This is a genomic window from Neorhizobium galegae, from assembly GCF_021391675.1.
Classification (GTDB): Bacteria; Pseudomonadota; Alphaproteobacteria; order Rhizobiales; family Rhizobiaceae; genus Neorhizobium; species Neorhizobium galegae_B.
On sequence record NZ_CP090095.1, the window covers coordinates 1,739,538 to 1,757,191 of the forward strand.

19 protein-coding genes are annotated in these 17,654 nt (G+C 62.6%); 14 read left to right on the forward strand and 5 right to left on the reverse strand.

Features of this window, described 5'->3' with window-relative positions; translation table 11 throughout:
* Window positions 1-33: 33 nt before the first annotated feature.
* The gene (locus LZK81_RS08750) at window positions 34-252 is read right to left on the reverse strand and encodes a hypothetical protein (protein WP_046605423.1); all 219 of its coding nucleotides are present in this window, start codon (window positions 250-252) and stop codon (window positions 34-36) included.
* A gap of 218 nt (window positions 253-470) precedes the next feature.
* On the opposite strand from LZK81_RS08750, the gene ftsZ reads away from it, so the two are divergent.
* Window positions 471-1,496 (forward strand): cell division protein FtsZ, encoded by a 1,026-nt coding sequence (gene ftsZ, locus LZK81_RS08755; RefSeq protein ID WP_046605422.1) that lies wholly within the window; start codon window positions 471-473, stop codon window positions 1,494-1,496.
* 12 nt (window positions 1,497-1,508) lie between these two features.
* On the opposite strand, the gene LZK81_RS08760 is transcribed toward ftsZ, so the two are convergent.
* Window positions 1,509-2,204 carry a TetR/AcrR family transcriptional regulator gene (locus LZK81_RS08760; protein WP_233955853.1) on the reverse strand — a complete coding sequence of 232 codons (696 nt, stop codon included), beginning with the start codon at window positions 2,202-2,204 and terminating at the stop codon, window positions 1,509-1,511.
* Between the two features lie 162 nt (window positions 2,205-2,366).
* Here LZK81_RS08760 and LZK81_RS08765 point away from each other — a divergent pair, with 162 nt between their 5' ends.
* From LZK81_RS08765 to LZK81_RS08775, 3 genes are all read left to right on the forward strand, one after another.
* Window positions 2,367-3,317: a homocysteine S-methyltransferase family protein gene (locus LZK81_RS08765; protein WP_233955855.1), complete on the forward strand. Its 951-nt coding sequence runs from the start codon at window positions 2,367-2,369 to the stop codon at window positions 3,315-3,317.
* A gap of 16 nt (window positions 3,318-3,333) precedes the next feature.
* Window positions 3,334-3,537 (forward strand): hypothetical protein, encoded by a 204-nt coding sequence (locus tag LZK81_RS08770; RefSeq protein ID WP_233955857.1) that lies wholly within the window; start codon window positions 3,334-3,336, stop codon window positions 3,535-3,537.
* 130 nt (window positions 3,538-3,667) lie between these two features.
* A complete protein-coding gene (locus tag LZK81_RS08775) occupies window positions 3,668-4,453 on the forward strand; it encodes a class I SAM-dependent methyltransferase (RefSeq protein ID WP_046605420.1) in 786 nt (261 codons plus the stop codon).
* A 56-nt stretch (window positions 4,454-4,509) separates the two neighbouring features.
* Here the strand turns inward: LZK81_RS08775 and LZK81_RS08780 are convergent, their stop codons facing one another.
* Window positions 4,510-5,424, reverse strand: a complete 915-nt coding sequence (locus LZK81_RS08780) for a membrane protein (protein ID WP_046605419.1) — start codon at window positions 5,422-5,424, stop codon at window positions 4,510-4,512.
* On the opposite strand from LZK81_RS08780, the gene LZK81_RS08785 reads away from it, so the two are divergent.
* The 3 genes from LZK81_RS08785 (at window position 5,412) to LZK81_RS08795 (ending at window position 7,480) form a co-directional block, all read left to right on the forward strand.
* Window positions 5,412-5,657: a hypothetical protein gene (locus LZK81_RS08785; protein ID WP_233955859.1), complete on the forward strand. Its 246-nt coding sequence runs from the start codon at window positions 5,412-5,414 to the stop codon at window positions 5,655-5,657. The genes LZK81_RS08780 and LZK81_RS08785 overlap by 13 nt on opposite strands.
* A 103-nt stretch (window positions 5,658-5,760) precedes the next feature.
* Window positions 5,761-6,462 (forward strand): DUF1223 domain-containing protein, encoded by a 702-nt coding sequence (locus LZK81_RS08790; protein WP_233955861.1) that lies wholly within the window; start codon window positions 5,761-5,763, stop codon window positions 6,460-6,462.
* 388 nt (window positions 6,463-6,850) lie between these two features.
* Window positions 6,851-7,480 (forward strand): outer membrane protein, encoded by a 630-nt coding sequence (locus tag LZK81_RS08795; protein ID WP_037084677.1) that lies wholly within the window; start codon window positions 6,851-6,853, stop codon window positions 7,478-7,480.
* Between the two features lie 115 nt (window positions 7,481-7,595).
* Here LZK81_RS08795 and LZK81_RS08800 read toward each other — a convergent pair whose 3' ends face one another.
* Together LZK81_RS08800 and LZK81_RS08805 are read right to left on the reverse strand one after the other, a co-directional pair.
* On the reverse strand, window positions 7,596-8,228 hold the full coding sequence (locus tag LZK81_RS08800) for a hypothetical protein (RefSeq protein ID WP_233955863.1): 633 nt from the start codon (window positions 8,226-8,228) through the stop codon (window positions 7,596-7,598).
* 228 nt (window positions 8,229-8,456) lie between these two features.
* The gene (locus LZK81_RS08805) at window positions 8,457-9,347 is read right to left on the reverse strand and encodes a LysR family transcriptional regulator (protein WP_233955865.1); all 891 of its coding nucleotides are present in this window, start codon (window positions 9,345-9,347) and stop codon (window positions 8,457-8,459) included.
* Between the two features lie 100 nt (window positions 9,348-9,447).
* On the opposite strand from LZK81_RS08805, the gene LZK81_RS08810 reads away from it, so the two are divergent.
* The 7 genes from LZK81_RS08810 (at window position 9,448) to phoU (ending at window position 17,640) form a co-directional block, all read left to right on the forward strand.
* The gene (locus tag LZK81_RS08810; RefSeq protein WP_233955866.1) at window positions 9,448-11,103 is read left to right on the forward strand and encodes a carboxylesterase/lipase family protein; all 1,656 of its coding nucleotides are present in this window, start codon (window positions 9,448-9,450) and stop codon (window positions 11,101-11,103) included.
* Window positions 11,104-11,116: 13 nt separating this feature from the next.
* Window positions 11,117-11,695: a flavodoxin gene (locus tag LZK81_RS08815; RefSeq protein WP_052753564.1), complete on the forward strand. Its 579-nt coding sequence runs from the start codon at window positions 11,117-11,119 to the stop codon at window positions 11,693-11,695.
* A gap of 337 nt (window positions 11,696-12,032) precedes the next feature.
* Window positions 12,033-13,067, forward strand: coding sequence for a substrate-binding domain-containing protein (locus tag LZK81_RS08820; protein WP_233955868.1), 1,035 nt, complete (start codon window positions 12,033-12,035; stop codon window positions 13,065-13,067).
* A 184-nt stretch (window positions 13,068-13,251) separates the two neighbouring features.
* Complete coding sequence (pstC, locus tag LZK81_RS08825; protein WP_233955870.1) at window positions 13,252-14,736, forward strand: phosphate ABC transporter permease subunit PstC; 1,485 nt, start codon at window positions 13,252-13,254, stop codon at window positions 14,734-14,736.
* Window positions 14,733-16,052, forward strand: coding sequence for a phosphate ABC transporter permease PstA (pstA, locus tag LZK81_RS08830; protein WP_233955872.1), 1,320 nt, complete (start codon window positions 14,733-14,735; stop codon window positions 16,050-16,052). The genes pstC and pstA overlap by 4 nt, the downstream gene beginning before the upstream one ends.
* Before the next feature lie 13 nt (window positions 16,053-16,065).
* Window positions 16,066-16,881 carry a phosphate ABC transporter ATP-binding protein PstB gene (gene pstB / locus LZK81_RS08835; protein WP_046605410.1) on the forward strand — a complete coding sequence of 272 codons (816 nt, stop codon included), beginning with the start codon at window positions 16,066-16,068 and terminating at the stop codon, window positions 16,879-16,881.
* Window positions 16,882-16,926: 45 nt separating this feature from the next.
* Window positions 16,927-17,640 carry a phosphate signaling complex protein PhoU gene (gene phoU / locus LZK81_RS08840; RefSeq protein ID WP_038539431.1) on the forward strand — a complete coding sequence of 238 codons (714 nt, stop codon included), beginning with the start codon at window positions 16,927-16,929 and terminating at the stop codon, window positions 17,638-17,640.
* Window positions 17,641-17,654 lie beyond the last annotated feature (14 nt).

Here is a 17,654-nt window from a genome sequence, read left to right on the forward strand (position 1 = left end):
TTCGGCACTCAGGCGAGCGAGTTTTTGGGAGGATCAATGGGCCCAGCTGGCGGATATGAGCTCTGTCCGGCGAAGTTCGTCGATCGCAGCGACGGCGTCTTCGACGGACCAACCGGCCTTGACGGCAGCGGCAACCATCTTGATCTCCGCTTCCTCTTCGAGCGCAAGAAAGAGCGGTTCGAGGGCCTCCTGAACGGTGAGGATATGCTCATCCGGCGGGGCGATGGACGTACGTGCAGCGGACGTAGGCATGATACGCTGGGCTCCTCTCTCTTTTGTGATCGAATCCTCACAATTGCTGTGAGCGGAAAAAGTTCCACCCAACTTGTGGAAAATTTCATGAGGACGCTTTCTGTGGCCCAAAGCTTGTTCTTTCGCCAAGCCTCTGCCTTGTTGCCGAGCTAAAATACATGTGATTCGGGTGCCACGAGGCCGCCCGGCCGGCGGGTGCCGATGCCAAGGAGATTGTGATGACGGACGCCAAGAAATACCAGATCACCGAAATGCGGCCGAAGATCACCGTGATCGGCGTCGGCGGCGGCGGTGGCAACGCGATCAACAACATGATCGCCGAGGAGCTGGCGGGCGTCGATTTCGTTGCCGCCAATACCGACGCGCAGGTTCTGGCGACCTCCAAGGCATCCCGCCGTATCCAGCTCGGCGCTCACGTGACCGAAGGCCTCGGGGCCGGTTCGCTGCCGGAGATCGGCCGCGCTGCAGCAGAAGAGTCGATCGACGAGATCATGGATCACCTGTCCGGCTCACATATGTGCTTCGTGACGGCCGGCATGGGCGGCGGCACCGGCACCGGTGCCGCACCGGTCATCGCCCAGGCGGCCCGCAATGCCGGCATCCTGACCGTCGGGGTCGTCACCAAGCCGTTCACCTTCGAAGGCAACCGCCGCATGAAGACGGCCGATGCCGGCATCGAGGAACTGCGCCGCGCCGCCGATACCGTCATCGTCATCCCGAACCAGAACCTGTTCCGCATCGCCGACGCCAAGACCACGTTCGCCGACGCGTTCATGACCGCCGACAAGGTGCTGTTTGCCGGCGTCGGCTGCATCACCGACCTGATCGTCAAGGAAGGCCTCATCAACCTCGATTTCGCCGACGTGAAATCGGTGATGAAGGGCATGGGCCGGGCGATGATGGGCACCGGCGAAGCTTCCGGCGAAGGTCGTGCATTGCTCGCCGCCGAAGCCGCGATCGCCAACCCGCTGCTCGACGACATCTCGATGAAGGGCGCCAAGGGCGTGCTGATCTCGATCTCCGGCGGTTCCGACATGACGCTGTTCGAGGTGGACGAAGCCGCAAGCCGCATCCGCGACGAGGTCATGGACGATGCCGACATCGTCGTCGGCGCGATCTTCGACCGCAATCTCGACGGCAAGTTCCGCGTCTCGGTCGTCGCGACCGGCCTCGATGGCGGCGAAGCGGGTGTTGCTCCGGGCACTTCGCCGGACATGCAGCCTTACCAGCGCACGCTGCAGTAATCAGGCTCCGGCCTATTTCGAAAACAGCAGTTTGACATAGGAGCGGTAGGCGAGAACCTGCCGCTCCAGCAGGGCGGGCTCCTTGAGCGCCTTCGACATGATGATCGCCCCGTCCATGACGCAGGACACCATGTTGGCGACATCGACCAGATTGACCGGTTCGCGCGGCGGATAGATTGTGGCGATCTCCTCAATATACCCTAGAAACCGCGCGTTCCAGGACCGGATCGAATCCGAGTTCAGCGTCAGCACCTCATGGTCGAACAGCCGCTCCTGGTAGCAGACCGAGGCGATCAGACAGCCCGGATGGCCGCCCGGCAGATTGCGCACCAGCTCGCTGAGCAACTTCAGCCCCAGAAGAAAAGCCTGCAGCGGATCGTCGTTGAGCTCCCGGGCCCGGCCGAAGATATCGTCGAAGATACGGTCGTTCTCGGCGACATAGCGGCGCAGCATCGCGCGCGCCAGCTCGTTCTTGTCCCGGAAATGGTAGAAGAACCCGCTCTTGGTGATCCCGGCTTCGGCGATCAGCTCGTCGATCGAGGTGGCGGCGAAGCCCTTGGCGAGCACCGCGGCTTCCGCAATCTCCAGGATGCGGTCGCGGGTGGCTGCCCCTTTGCGTGTCTCCCGCGTTTCCGAAAACTTGACCGCCGGTACAGTTTCGCCCTGCCCAGCATCGGCAGCGTCAAGCATACCCGTCCGTTGAGACATGCTAACCTCCCGTGAATTCTAGAGAATTTCAAAAAATATACCGGCTGTACCGTAAGCTTACTAGAAGCTCGGCACGGAAATCTGCAAAAAATCGGTCATTCCCAGAGCGGCCCGGAGCAAAGCCGGGATCCGCTTGCCATGTTTTACCACAGGAGACAGATGATGGCCAAGTATCGCCATAACCTGCCGCAGCTCAAACGCGGCGACTTCCTTTCCGACGGCGGGCTCGAGACGACGCTGGTCTTCCACCGCGGCATCGATCTTCCGGCCTTCGCCGCCTTCCCGCTTCTCGATGCCGCAAAGGGCCGCGAGGAACTGACCGAATATTACGAGGCCTACCTGGCGATCGCCCGCGAGCGGGGCCTCGGCTTCATCCTCGACACGCCGACCTGGCGGGCGAATGCCGATTGGGGGCCGCAGCTCGGTTACGACCGCGCGGCACTGAGGGCGCTCAACATCCGCTCGGTCGACTATGTCGAGAAGCTGCGCCGCCTGTGGGAACGGCCAAGCACCCCGATCGTCCTCAACGGCGTGATCGGACCGCGCGGCGACGGCTACAAGGACGGCAACATGGAGCCCCTGGCGGCCGAGGACTATCACGCCTTCCAGGCTGAGGCTTTTGCCGACAGCGAGGCGGACATGATCTCGGCGATCACCATGAACAATGTCGGCGAGGCGGTCGGCATCGTCCGGGCCTCGAAACGTGCCGGCATGCCCTGCGTCGTTTCCTTCACGGTCGAGACCGACGGCAGGCTCGTCAACGGCAAGACGCTGCAGGCGGCGATCGAGGAGACCGATGCGGCGACGGATGGTTACGCGGCCTATTACATGGTCAACTGCGCCCATCCGAGCCATTTCGAGGATGCGCTTGTCCGCGGCGAGGCCTGGGTGAAGCGGATCGCGGGCATTCGCGCCAACGCGTCCGCCAAGAGCCACCAGGAACTCGACGAGTCGACGGAGCTTGATATCGGCGATCCGCGCGATCTCGGCGCCCGTTACCGGAGGCTGCGCCAAAACCATCCGGCAATGCGGGTGCTCGGCGGTTGCTGCGGCACCGACCACCGGCACCTGCAGGCGATCTGCGACGCCTGCCTGCCGGCGGCCGCGGCCTGAGGGAGGAGGGAGGAGCATGCCTGCCACTACATTGCTCGGCGCCATCGCCCTGATCTCCGGCCGTTGGCTCAATCCCTGCGTTACGGTGAAGGATGCCGATGGCGAGCGGGGCCGGGCGAGGCTCAGGGCGCTGCCCATGATCGACGAGCACCTGCTGCGCGATATCGGCTTTCGCGAGGAGGTGTCCCGTTTCCACCGCAACCGCTTTCCGGGTTTTTGACCGCGGGGACCGGTTCTCGCAAAGGCCTTCCGGCGGTTTCGGCTGCCGGGAGGCACTTCTCTCGTCTTTCCACAGTCATCGCGTGGCGGTATAGCTCGCGGCCCATTCGACGATTGAGAGGAGGACGAGCATGGATGCGACTGATGTCGGCGCCCATTGGGAGAGCAATGCCGAGACCTGGACGATCTATTCGCGGGCGGGTTACGACAAATATCGGGATGCGCTGAATACGCCGGCCTTCCTCGAGATGTTGCCGCCGGTCGCCGGATTGAAAGGCCTCGATCTCGGCTGCGGCGAGGGCACCAATACCCGCGAGGTCGCGCGGCGCGGGGCCAATATGACCGGCCTCGACATCGCCCCGACCTTCATCCGTTATGCCCGCGAGACGGAGGCTGCCGATCCGCTCGGCGTCACTTATGTGCTCGGTGACGGGCAGGGGATCGACTTCCCGGACGAGAGCTTCGATTTCGTCACCGCCTTCATGTCGATGATGGACATGGCCGATCAGCGAGGGGTGCTGACGGGCATCTGCCGTGTGCTGAAACCCGGCGGCTTCCTGCAGTTCTCGATCCTGCATCCCTGTTTCGTGCCGCCGACGCGCAAGAACATCCGCGACGAGACGGGCGAGGCCGTGGCGGTGCAGATCGCTGACTATTTCGACGAGACCGATGGCCGCATCGAACGCTGGCTGTTTTCGGACATCCCGGCCGAGGAGCGGGCGAAGCTGACGCCGTTTGCGGTGCCGCGTTTCCACCGGACGCTGACCACCTGGGTGTCGATGATTGTCGAGGCCGGGCTGGTGATCGAAGCCTTTGGCGAGCCGATGGCGTCGGAAGAGGTGGCGCTGGCAGAACCGGTCGTTGCCGATACCCGCGTTGCGCCGATCTTCCTGCATATCCGCGCCGGCAAACCTTGAGACGCGAAAAGAGCGGCCACGCTTTTCGCATGGCCGCTCGATCATGATCGCGGCGTCTAGTAGCGCGTCGCGACCAGCAGGTCTTCCTCCTCGTCCCGCTGGCGGCCGCCGAGGGCGGCGGCTGCACAGGAGATGAACGCGCCGACGAGCAGCGACAGCGAGCCGACCAGGGCGGTCGTGGCGGCCGCCTTGCGGGCCTCGTCCACGGCCTGCTGGGCGGCGACCTTGGCATCCTCGATCCGCTTGAGGACCGCATCGACGCGGGCACGGGCATCCTGCGGCGAAAGGCCGGTGCGGGCCGCGACGATGGTTGCCAGATAGGCCTTGTCGTCTTCCGGCACGCCGCCCTTTACGGCACCGTTGAGAAGAATGCGCGACACTTCCGCGGTGGCCGCCCCGTCGTCGTTCTGGGCGCGGGCCTGGGCCTGCTGCGGACGCAGCAACGCATCGGTGAAGTAGGACGTCGCCATATCTGTGCCGCCGGACGAGCTGTCCGACGACGCGGCCGCTGCGGTACCGGCGACGCCGGCAGTCGCCGCCGCCGAGCCGACCGCCTGAGCGCCGGCGCCGGCAAGCGAACCGAGCGACGAAGCGAGGAAACCCGCGACGAAGACGGTTGCGACGGCCCAGGAAACGAAGCCGTGGGCGGTATCGCGGAAGAACACTTCGTCGGTGTGGACTGCGGCCCATTTGGTGCGCAGCCGGCCGGTCAGATATCCGCCGAGCGCTGCCGACAGCCATTGCACCACCACCAGCCAGATCGCGGCGCTGATACCGACGGTGGCGGCCGAACTGCTTTCACCCGACCAGGGGGAGATCATGGTGAGGCCGAGGCCGGAACCGAAAAGGATGAGGATGAGGCTGATGCCGATGGCGGCAACCGCGCCGCCGATGATCGGGCCCCATGCGATCGCAGATTTTGACGACTCCACCGGAGTTGCGACCGCGGAGCCTGTGGATGAAATGGGCATTTTCCGCCTCCTCAACGCATGAAGAGAACGAGAAGGATGACGATCGGCAGCGGGATGCCGAGAAGCCAAAGCAGAATGCCGCGTCCCATGGTGAACCTCCTGAAAGAACACAGTTTGTTGTCGAATTGCGTTCCCCCAACACGCCGGCCGACGGTTGGTTCCTGACGCCGAGTTATTTAACGATTTTTGCAGAGACGGGGCGGTTGCCGACGGACCGGTTCAAGGTGTGGTGACGTCCCCGGTCGAGCCCGAATGGTCACTAAAGCGTGAGCCTGTAACCGGGGTGCTGCCGGCCGCGAATGAGGCTGTAATGGCCATGCTGCAAGGAGCATCCCCGTGAACAACCGGAATTCGTTTCGTCTCGCATTCGCCGCCGCGTCCCTGAGCCTTCTGGGCGCCGCGCCCGCCTCGGCCGGCGCGCGAAATCCCGTGGTGGTCGAGTTGTTTACGAGCCAGGGCTGTTCGTCCTGCCCGCCCGCCAATGCCAATCTGGTCAAGCTGAGCAGCGATCCCGACATCCTGGCGCTCAGCTTCGCCGTGACCTATTGGGACTATCTCGGCTGGAAGGACATTTTCGGCAAGGAGGAGTTCACCCAGCGCCAAGTAACCTACGAACCGGCGCTGGGTCAGTCGAGCCCGTTCACGCCTCAGATGGTCATCAATGGCCGCACTTCGACGGTCGGCCAGGATCTCGGTGAAGTCCGCAGCCTGATTTCAGCAGAGAGGCCGCTTGCCGGACCTGCCGTGCGCCTGAAGGGCGATACTGCAACGATCGACGGCGGCGGCAAACCGGCGTCGCCTGCGGATATCTGGCTGGTCCGCTATGATGCGGGCCTTGTCGAGGTTCCCGTGGCGCGCGGCGAAAATGCCGGCGAGACATTGCCCCATGCACATGTGGTGCGCGAACTGACGCATCTTGGGCTGTGGAACGGCAAGGCACAAAGCCAGACGATATCGCCGGCAAAGCCCAACGAGAAACGTGCTCTGCTCGTTCAGGAGCGCAATGGCGGCCAAATTCTCGCGGCTGCGACGGATTGATGAAGAGCGGAGGGATGGTTTTATAAGACACTTATCCCTTGGCGATTCTTGGTTTGGACCCGGAGATCGGACGGGGCGCCGAAGCTGCGTGCTCCCACTGGTGTCCGCAGCATCCGTATCGAGCGGTTCTGGGCGACGCGGTTTCATTCCATCGGTACCGAAGCCTGCTCTCGATGCTGTTACACTTGTTGATCGGCTCTCCGCCACTCGCAGCCGGCGAGTTAAGGAAGTCTTTATGAATTCGTGAAAAATGAATGGATACTTGCCGGCGGTCCGGGCCTGAGGGGCTTGGTTGGGATGACCGTGACTGCCGCGCGGTGCGTAACCTTTTGAGTAACCGCCTGCATGTGTTCGCGACGCAGGTGCTGTACGGAGTAAAGCCAAGACCATGAACAAGAAGCCCTTCGCCCTGGCGATCTTCGCCGCATCCTTCGCCACGCCCCTCTGGGCTGCCGACCTCGCGCCCTATTCCGAACCGCCGGCTTATAACGAACCTGCCGGCGCGCCGAAAGCGGGCTGGGGTGGCGCCTATGTCGGTGCCGATCTCGGCATGGCATCCCGCAAGCTGAACCCGTTCGATGGCGACAAGGGCCTCGTTCTGGGCGCTCACGGCGGCTACAACATGGACCTCGATTCCGGCGTCGTCGGCGCGGAAATCGAAGCCTCGCATCTCGGCAACGTAGAAAGCCGCGTACCGGGCGGCAAGATCACGGAAAAGGGCCGCGTCGCCGCCAAGGCCAAGGCCGGCGTCGGCTTCAACCAGACGCTCGTCTACGGCACCGCGGGTGCTGCGCTCACCAGCTTTGGCGGCAAGAACGGCACATCCGGTCCGGACGGCTGGAAGCCGGGCTGGATCTTGGGCGCCGGCGTCGAGCAGAAGCTCACCGACAACCTGTCGGCCCGGGTCGAATACAATTACACCATGACCAACGATGTCCGCAGCACTTCCGGCGGCGTCTCCTCCAGGACCGACGTGCGCGACCAGACGCTCAAGGCTGGCGTGAACTACAAGTTCTAGTGCCGCAAGCTCTCCGGATCCATCGGATCTGGAGAGGGTATCGTCGCGGTTCGACAATCTTCAAAGCGCCGTATGCCGGGAGGCGTACGGCGCTGTCGGTTTAGAGGGGCGGCTCTCAGAGAGCTGCGTCCGAGTCGAGCTGGTCGCGGACCTGGTCGATCTTGCCGACCGCCGGCCCCACTCCAAGCTCGTCCTGCGCCCATCCGAAGGCCTCGTCGGTCACCGGAGCGCCCGCGAAATCCTCCAGCGCATCGCGAAGCGCGGCTTCGCCGAGCTCGGGATCGGTGGCGGCAGGGTCGATGCCGTTCGTCAGTTCGTATTGCGCATAGGCCTTCACGTAGGCCGAGAGCGAGGTCATCCGCGGATCGCTGGTGTTGAGATAGGCGTGGTAATTGCGCTTCAGGGAGCTGAGGCCCGCCACTTTTGCGGCTTGCGGCTTGGCTTTCTGCGCGGGTGTTCCGTTCGAAACCTTGCGGTCGGCATCCTTCTTCGTCCGCTCCTTGCCGGAGCCGAGACTGGCCGAAGTCGACCGGCCCTTGCCGGAATTGCCATGATTCGAGACGTTGTCGCGACCACCGCCATTGCCGCCACCGTTTCCGCCGCCGCCACCGTTACCACCACCGCCGCCATTACCTCCGCCATTGCCATCCTTGGCCAAGGCGAGGTCCGGAAACCCGGTCACGCCTGCGCCGACGGACACTGCGGCGAGCGCAAGGACGACGATGCCGTTCTTGAGGACCTTGTTCATGTTCACCCATCTCCTCGATATGCATTGCCAAAGCCACAAGAAGTTTTGCGCTTCGTGGCTTTTCACATGCCCCGCATTCTGGAGCAGGGGCGGATATAAATCCATGGGATTAGGACCAATGAGCCTGCCTTCGGGACCAAGGTCCGGTGGGGGCGGGGACCTTGGTCTCATTGGGAGCCTGCTCCCCACATGCCCCGTCCGACAGTGCATCGTCGCTTTGACCGAAACCTAGGCGCGATAACGAAGCGCGTTCAGCAGGAGCACGAATGCAGGGGAATGCTGCCGCCGGCTCGGGTAATACAAATGATAGCCAGCGAAGGGCGGGCACCAATCTTCAAGAACCCGGACCAGGCGTCCGTCCTCGATGTATGGCTGGGCGTAGTCCTCCAGCATGTAGGCGATGCCAAGGCCGGTGAGGGCCGCGTTGATCCTGAGTGAACCGCTGTTGAACACCGCCTGTCCGTCGACCCTGACGTTCACGACTTTTCCAGCCTTCTCAAACTCCCACGCGTTGATGGCTTTGGAGGTGGGCATCCGGATGTTGATGCAGTTGTGATGCGTCAGATCCTCGGGAGTTACCGGCAGTCCCTGCTTTTCGAAATAGGACGGTGAGCCGACCACCGCCATTCTCAGGTCAGGCCCGATGCGCATCGCGATCATGTCCTTCTCGACCTGTTCCCCCAGACGAACCCCGGCATCAAACCGCTCGGCCACGAGGTCGACCATGGTCGCATCGACGATCACTTCGATCTTCACCTCCGGGTATTCGCGGAGAAACTTCTCGAGCACCGGCCACAGGATTGTGTCTGCCGCGTGCCGGCTCGACGTGATGGCAATCCTTCCGGCAGGACGCTCCCGCAGATGCATCAATGAATCAAGCTCCGCGTCAATCTCCTCGAACCGGGGCCCGAGCGACGCCAGAAGGCGTTCGCCCGCTTCCGTGGCAGAGATGTTTCGGGATGTCCGTGCAAGAAGCCGCAACCCAAGACGTTCTTCCAGGTTCTTGATCGTCTGGCTCAAAGCCGACTGCGAGACGTTCAATCTCGCCGCGGCCTTCGTGAAGCTCCCTTCTCGGGCCACGGCGACGAACACTGCAAGGTCGTTATAGAGCTTGGCCATCGATAAGTTTTCCTAATAGGCCCTAGAGCATTCCACCATCTTTTCGATGGAAGCAAGTCGGACTAGGTTTCCTTGCGAGATCGAGGGCATGGAGAAAACGATGAAAATCGGGCAGCAGACCAGACGCAAGTTCCTTTCCACCCTGGCAGTCGGCCTGGCCGCGCCAGTCTTTTTCAGAGGCAGCGTGTCGATGGCGGCCCAATCCGCAACCGTCGGGATCAGGAATGGCGTCCTGCGCGGCTCCTTTGCAAAGGGGGCCTTCGGCTTCAAGGGGGTCCCCTATGCCGCAAGCACGGCCGGTGCCAATCGCTTCAAGGCTCCGCAACCGGTGCAGGACTGGTCAGGCGAGCGCGATGCCACGAAATACGGCCCCCTCAGCCCGCAGATCAACACCGGAATGAGCGGGCCTGTGTTCGGCTGGTATAACCAGAACGAGCCGCTCGGCGAGGACTGCTGCGTCCTCAACGTTTTCACGCCCGACCTGGACAGGAATGCCAATCGCCCGGTGATGTTCTATATCCATGGCGGTGGATACATCAACGGCGGGGGAGGCGGTGCCGGCCTCGACGGGAGCAATCTCGCCCGCTACGGCGACGTCGTGGTCGTCACGATCAACCACCGCCTCAACGCATTCGGCTACACCAACCTGTCCCACCTCGATGCCGAGCGTTTCGGCGACGCAGCCAATGCCGGCAATCTCGACATCGTTGCGGCACTGGTATGGGTCCGCGACAACATCGCTGCATTCGGCGGAGACCCCGGCAGCGTAACCGTCTTCGGACAGTCCGGCGGCGGGTCGAAGATCATGACCCTGCTGGCCATGCCGAAGGCCCAAGGATTGTTCCATCGCGCCATCAGCATGAGCGGCGCGGCCGGCCTCAACGTCGATCCGGCGGAGGCCATGGAGCCTTATGCCAACGCGTTCATCAGGGAGCTCGGTGTCGATCCGAACAACCTCGCGGTGGCGCAGCAGATCCCGATGCAGACCGTGCTCGACTCGCGCAACCGTGCCGTGGCCGCCTCGTTCGAAGGCGCCCGCCCGGTCATCGACGGAAAGCACATCGTCACCCGTCCGATGACGGCGGAAGGCCTCGCAATGCATGCCAAGGTGCCGCTCATGATGGGGAGCACCAAGACGGAGGCCAGCCTGTTCTTCCAGAGCGACATGCGGAACTTCAAGCTCACCGACGACCAGATGCGGATGAGGATGCGCACGGTGTTCAAGATCGGCGACCGGAAGGTCGATGCCATCGTGGCGGCGTACCGCCAGGCGTCACCCGAGATGACCCCGTCCGACATCCTGGTCGCCGTCGCCTCCGACGTACAGTTCCGTCTTCCGTTGACGGGGGCCGCCGAGACCAAGTCGGGCGCATCCGGCCAGGCTCCCGTCTACATGTACAGTTTCAACTGGCCCATCCCGTGGGAAAACGGCGTGCTCGGCTCGCCGCATGCCGTCGATATCCCGTTTGCGTTCGGCACCGTGAACGAGGCCGGGGAGATGACCGGGTCGGGCGACGAGGCAATGGAGACCTCCATGAACCTGATGTCGGCATTCGCGAACTTCGCGCGGACCGGAAACCCGAACAACGATCGCATGCCGGAATGGAAGCCGTACGACGCCGCGGCGAGGACGACGATGCTCATTGGTGCGACGTGTGAGGCGGCTACGGATTGGCGGGGTGACGCCCTCCGGGAGGTCTCGGCGCTGAAGATCGATCCGTTCAATCGCGCGGCGCTCTACAAATACGAGTCCTGAGAGGAGGCGGGGCGTGAGCCATAAGATCCCGAAACGCACGCTCTTGAAGGCGATATCGTTGACGGCCGCAGGTGTGGCCATACCCCGGGTGCCGGCACTCGCAGCTCCGCAGCCCCGCGTGCTGGTGGCCTATTTCTCCCGAACCGGGAACACACGGGTGATCGCGAAACAGATCCGGCGTGCCCGCGATGCCACGCTCTTTGAAATCATAGCGGCCACGCCCTATCCGGAGGATTACCAGGCAACGGTCGCCCAGGCTGCGGCAGAGACCAAATCCGCCTATCTGCCGCCCCTCACGCATTTCGTTGCCGACATTCAATCCTACGACACGATCTTCCTGGGCTTCCCCATCTGGGGAATGACCGCGCCGCCGGTGATCCGATCATTCCTGCTGGCCCACGACCTGGCGGGAAAGCAGGTCGTTCCGTTCATGACCCACGGCGGTTACGGCCCGGGCAACAGCATCAGCGTCGTCGGGGCTCATGCCCCCAAGGCAATCGTCCGCCCCGGCTTTTCCCTGGAGGCCGATCAGGAGAAGCGCACGCAGGACACGGTCTCGACCTGGCTCGACACCGTGCCGCGGAGCGACTGAGGCGTTCCGCCGGCCAGGTCGAGGCTTCCTTTGTTCCGTGGCAACGATCCGGCGGGCTCTTGCACGACCTCGGACAAGGATGTCACCGATACCGGATCAGACTATCCTGATGCGTTCGATGAACTGCGGCGGTGGAAGTGTCCACCCTCGCCAATATCGCTGTCATAACCCATATTCTGTCCCTTCTGCCGGAGCGGGCACGGACGGTGCAAACCTGTGCAAATGCTGGGGCGCGTCCTTTTCACAAATGAAATAAATCTGTCACAAAACTGTAATGAGCAACAGATAGAGGGTAGCCGACGCCCAAGCGTCAATCCGAATTCCAAGGGAGAAATCCATGAAGAAGTATCTAGGAAGCTGCGCTGTAGCCGCAATTCTGCTGGCCACCGCAGGCGTTGCAACGGCTCGCGATCAGGTTCAGGTTGCCGGTTCCTCCACCGTTCTTCCCTATGCGAAGATCGTTGCGGAAGCTTTCGGCGAAGCCTTCCCGAAATTCAAGACCCCGATCGTCGAGTCGGGCGGCACCGGCGCTGGCCTCAAGGAATTCTGCAAGGGCGTCGGCGAAGCCACGATCGACATTGCAAATGCTTCCCGCCCGATCAACAAGTCTGAAGCCGAAGCCTGCAAGGCCGCCGGCGTCAGCGACGTCCAGGAAATCCGCATCGGCTACGACGGTATCGTTTTCGCGACTGCCAGCAGCAACGGTGACATGAAGCTCGAGCCGAAGGACATCTACAAGGCTCTCGCTGCTCAGGTCGTTGTTGACGGCAAGCTCGTCGCCAACCCCTACAAGAACTGGTCGGAGATCAATCCGACGCTTCCGAAGGGCCCGATCGCCGCCTACATCCCGGGCGAAAAGCACGGCACCCGCGAAGTTTTCGAACTGAACGTTCTTGCCGCAGGCTGCAAGGATTCCGGCGCAACCGACGTCATCGCCAAGGAAATCGCTGAGAAGGCTGCCCAGGCCAAGGCTTGCGTTGCTGTTCGCAAGGACGGCGTTGCCGTGGACATCGACGGCGACTACACCGAGACGCTCGCTCGTATCGCTGCCAACAAGACCGGCGTCGGCGTATTCGGCCTCGCTTTCTACGAAAACAACGCCGACAAGCTGAAGGTCGCCACCATGCGCGGCATCAAGCCGACCGCGGCCACGATCGCTGACGGCACCTATCCGGTTTCCCGTCCGCTGTTCTTCTACGTCAAGAAGGCTCACCTGGGCGTCGTCCCGGGCCTCAAGGAATACGTCGAGTTCTTCCTCTCCGACGACATGATCGGCCCTGACTCGCCGCTCATCGAGTACGGTCTGGTTGCCGCTCCGGACGCGCAGCGCGAACAGGCCCGCAAGGACTTTACCGCTGGCAAGTCCATGTAATCAAAAGAACGGCGCCGCTTCGGCGGCGCCGTTTCTCTCCGGCCGCAGGCTTTTGCCTCGGTGGGGGATCGTCGTTCTTGCGGCGATGGTGTTGCGCGAGGCGCGACGGCGATGCGATCGGTTCCGATGACCGGAGCTGGGCGGTGATGGGTTGCCGCCGAAGGCGGTACGCCGGGGGATTATGATGAACACATCACTAATATTGTTGATTTTGGCGATAATCGGCATAGCCGGTTACGTCGCCGGTGCCCGGTATGCAATGGCACTGGTCGGAGGAATTTCCTCCAAACTTCATTCGCGGCCTGGATATTACGGTTCTTTTGTCGCCGTCTGGGCGATCTTGCCGGCCGTCGTCATTCTTTTTGTCTGGCTGGTCGCCAGCCCCATGTATATCAGCTCCTCGGTGCGCGGTGCGTTTCCCGAAGAGGTGAAAACCCAATCGCAGGCCGAGCAGGGCCTGAGCTACGGCATGATCACCTCGATTGCCCGCGGCATGAATGCGCTGACCGGCGACGAGATCGCCCGCATCGAGAATAGTCCGGTGGAGCTTCGTGCAGCGCTTGGCGCCAAGGGCGTTCCGCTTGCGGGTGATCCGCAGCCCTTCATGGTCAAGGCGGCTGCCGAACTGAACAGGATGACCTTCGTCAGCCGTATCCTGATGACGATCGTCGTTCTGGGGGTTTCCATCGGCGGCGCCCTCTTCGCCTATCGCCAGATCGCGCCGCGCTTCCGCGCCCGCAACCGGGTGGAAAAAGTGGTTCTCGGCAGCCTCGTCGTCGCTTCTTCGATCGCTATTCTGACCACGGTCGGCATCGTCGCATCGATGCTGACCGAAGCTACTCACTTCTTCACCGCCATTCCCGCCTGGGAATTCTTCTTCGGCACGGTATGGGATCCGCGTTTTGCGGCTGCGGGCTCGGGTGGCTCCGAAGGTCAGTTCGGCCTCATTCCGCTGCTGCTCGGCACGCTCTATATCGGTTTCGTCGCGATGCTCTTCGCGGTTCCGATCGGCCTCTTTTCGGCAATCTACATGTCGGAATACGCCTCGCCGAAAGTCCGCGCGGTTGCCAAGCCGCTGCTCGAAGTGCTTGCCGGCATTCCGACCATCGTCTACGGCTTCTTCGCATTGACGACGGTCGGTCCGTTCCTTCGCGACATTTCTTCGCAGCTGAACGGCCTGGTCACCGGCGACTACGCCAACTTCATCCAGGCACAGAGCGTTCTGACGGCCGGTTTCGTCATGGGCATCATGCTGATCCCCTACGTCTCCTCGCTGTCGGACGACATCATCACCGCAGTGCCGCGTGCCCTGCGTGACGGCTCGCTCGGTCTCGGCGCCACCCGGTCGGAAACCATCAAGAAGGTCGTCCTGCCGGCCGCTCTGCCGGGCATCGTCGGCGCGCTCCTGATGACCGCATCGCGCGCCGTCGGCGAAACCATGATCGTCGTGCTTGCGGCCGGTGTCGCCGCCCGCCTGCAGATCAATCCGTTCGAGCCGATGACGACCGTGACCGTCAAGATCGTCAACCAGCTGACGGGTGACCTCGAGTTCACCTCGCCGCAGACCCTGGTTGCCTTCGCGCTGGGCATCACGCTGTTCGCCATCACGCTTTGCCTCAACATCTACGCGCTCTATATCGTGCGCAAATACCGGGAGCAGTACGAATGACCGATGTGGTTTCTCCCGCCGCCGGCATCCCCAAGGCCAAGGCCGTCCGTCGCGATATCGGCATCAAGGGCCGTTACGCCGCCGAGCGTCGCTTCCGTGCCTATGGCATCGCCGCGCTTTCCTTCGGCATCATCTTCCTGATGCTTCTGCTGTGGTCGGTGGTCTCCAAGGGATACACCGCCTTCCAGCAGACCATGATCACCATGCCGGTCGAGTTTTCGCAGCAGATCATCGACCCGCAGAACGAACGGACCACCAACCCGCAGAAGCTGATGACGGCGAACTATCCGGTCGTCGCCCGCAACGCTCTCGCCAAGCTGCTCAACGTCAGCGTGGACGACCGTGTCGCAGCCCGCGCAGTCAGCCAGATGCTGTCGGATGGCGTGCGTGTTCAGCTGCGTGACCTGGTCGTCGCCAATCCGGCGATCATCGGCACGACGCAGACGGTCACCCTGCTTGCTTCCGGCGATATCGACTCGGCCTACAAGGGTCAGATCGACCTCACCGTCAGCCAGGAGAACCGCAAGATCAACGACCAGCAGCTCGGCTGGATGACGCAGCTCTCCGACAGCGGCGCGCTCGCCAAGCATTTCAACAGCGGCATTTTCGTCAACGGCGCATCGAGCCGTCCGGAAGCGGCCGGCGTCGGCGTCGCGCTCATCGGCTCGTTCTACATGATGCTGATCGTGCTCGTCTTGGCTCTGCCGATCGGCGTCGCGGCCTCGATCTATCTCGAGGAGTTCGCGCCGAAGAACAAGTTCACCGACCTGATCGAGGTGAATATCAACAACCTCGCGGCCGTTCCCTCGATCGTCTACGGTCTTCTCGGTCTGGCGGTCTTCGTCAACTTCATGGGCCTGCCCCGTTCCGCCTCCTTGGTCGGTGGTCTGGTGCTCACCCTCATGACGCTGCCGACGATCATCATCGCGACCCGCGCGGCACTGAAGGCCGTGCCGCCGTCGATCCGCGCGGCCGCCCTCGGGCTCGGCGCATCGAAGATGCAGACGATCTTCCACCATGTCCTGCCGCTTGCCATGCCGGGCATCCTGACCGGCACCATCATCGGCCTGGCCCACGCACTCGGCGAAACCGCGCCGCTGCTCCTGATCGGCATGGTGGCCTTCGTCGCCAACTATCCGACCACGCCGCTCGACCCGTCGACGGCGCTGCCGGTCCAGATCTACATGTGGGCGAACGAAGCGGAGCGCGCGTTCGTCGAGCGTACCTCGGGAGCAATCATCATCCTGCTCCTGTTCCTCATCCTAATGAATGTTGGCGCAATTCTCTTGCGGCGTCGCTTCGAGCGGCGCTGGTAGAAGGAGTATGACAATGAATATGATGTCAGAATCGGCAGTAGAAAAGGCGCTGGACCAAAAGATGAGCGATGCTTCCCACAAGATGATCGGCAAGGACGTTTCGGTTTATTACGGTGAAAAGCGTGCGCTTTTCGACGTGAACCTCAACGTCCGCGAAAACACTGTGACGGCTCTCATCGGTCCTTCCGGCTGCGGCAAGTCCACCTTCCTGCGCTGCCTCAACCGCATGAACGACACGATCGAGAATTGCCGCGTCACCGGCAAGATCACCCTCGACGCGGACGATATCTACGACAATAACATCGACGTCGTGGAACTTCGCGCCCGCGTCGGCATGGTGTTCCAGAAGCCGAACCCGTTCCCGAAGACCATCTACGAGAACATTTCCTACGGTCCGCGCATCCACGGTCTTTCCAAGAACAAGGCCGACATGGATCAGATCGTCGAGGCGAGCCTGCAGCGCGCCGGTCTCTGGGGTGAAGTCAAGGATCGCCTGCACGAATCCGGCACCGGCCTCTCCGGCGGTCAGCAGCAGCGCCTGTGCATCGCCCGCGCGATCGCCGTGTCGCCGGAAGTCATCCTCATGGACGAACCCTGCTCGGCTCTCGACCCGATCGCGACCGCCAAGGTCGAGGAACTCATCCATGAACTGCGTGCCAACTACACGATCGTGATCGTGACGCACTCGATGCAGCAGGCTGCCCGCGTCTCGCAGCGCACCGCCATGTTCCATCTCGGCCAGCTCGTCGAGGAGAACGACACCGACAAGATGTTCACCAATCCCGACGACCAGCGCACCCAGGATTACATCATGGGCCGTTTCGGCTGATCCAGCCGACTGTGCCGCCTGAAAATCAATTTTGAGGACTAGAAGATGGCATCGACCCATATCCTGTCGGCTTATGACGACGAACTGAAATACCTGAGCCGCCGCATCTCCGAAATGGGCGGCCTCGCCGAGCAGATGTGCTCGGACGCCGTGCGGGCGTTGGTCAATTCCGACGCAGCACTCGCGCAGAAGGTCATCTCCGACGACGTGATCCTCGATCACGCCGAGCGCGAGATCGGCGACAAGGCGATCATCACGATCGCCCGCCGCCAGCCGGTTGCAGCCGACCTTCGCGAGATCGTCGGTTCGCTGCGCATCGCCTCCGATCTGGAGCGCGTCGGCGACCTTGGCAAGAACACCGCCAAGCGCGTCATCGCGGTTCAGGGCACCGGCGTTCCGCGCAAGCTCGCCCGCGGTCTGGAGCATCTCTCCGATCTTGCCCTCGTGCAGCTCAAGGACGTCCTCGACGTCTATTCGACGCGTTCGGCGGAGAAGGCCGAGGCGATCCGCAGCCGCGACGAGGAAATCGACGCGATGTACACCTCGCTGTTCCGCGAACTCCTCACCTACATGATGGAGGATCCGCGCAACATCACCACCTGCACGCATCTTCTGTTCTGCGCCAAGAACATCGAGCGTATCGGCGACCACGCCACCAACATCGCCGAGACCATCTACTACATGACGACAGGCGCCCAGCCGGAAGGCGATCGTCCGAAGGACGATTCGTCGAACACGCTCGGCGCGATCACCGAATAGAGACGGAATGTTGA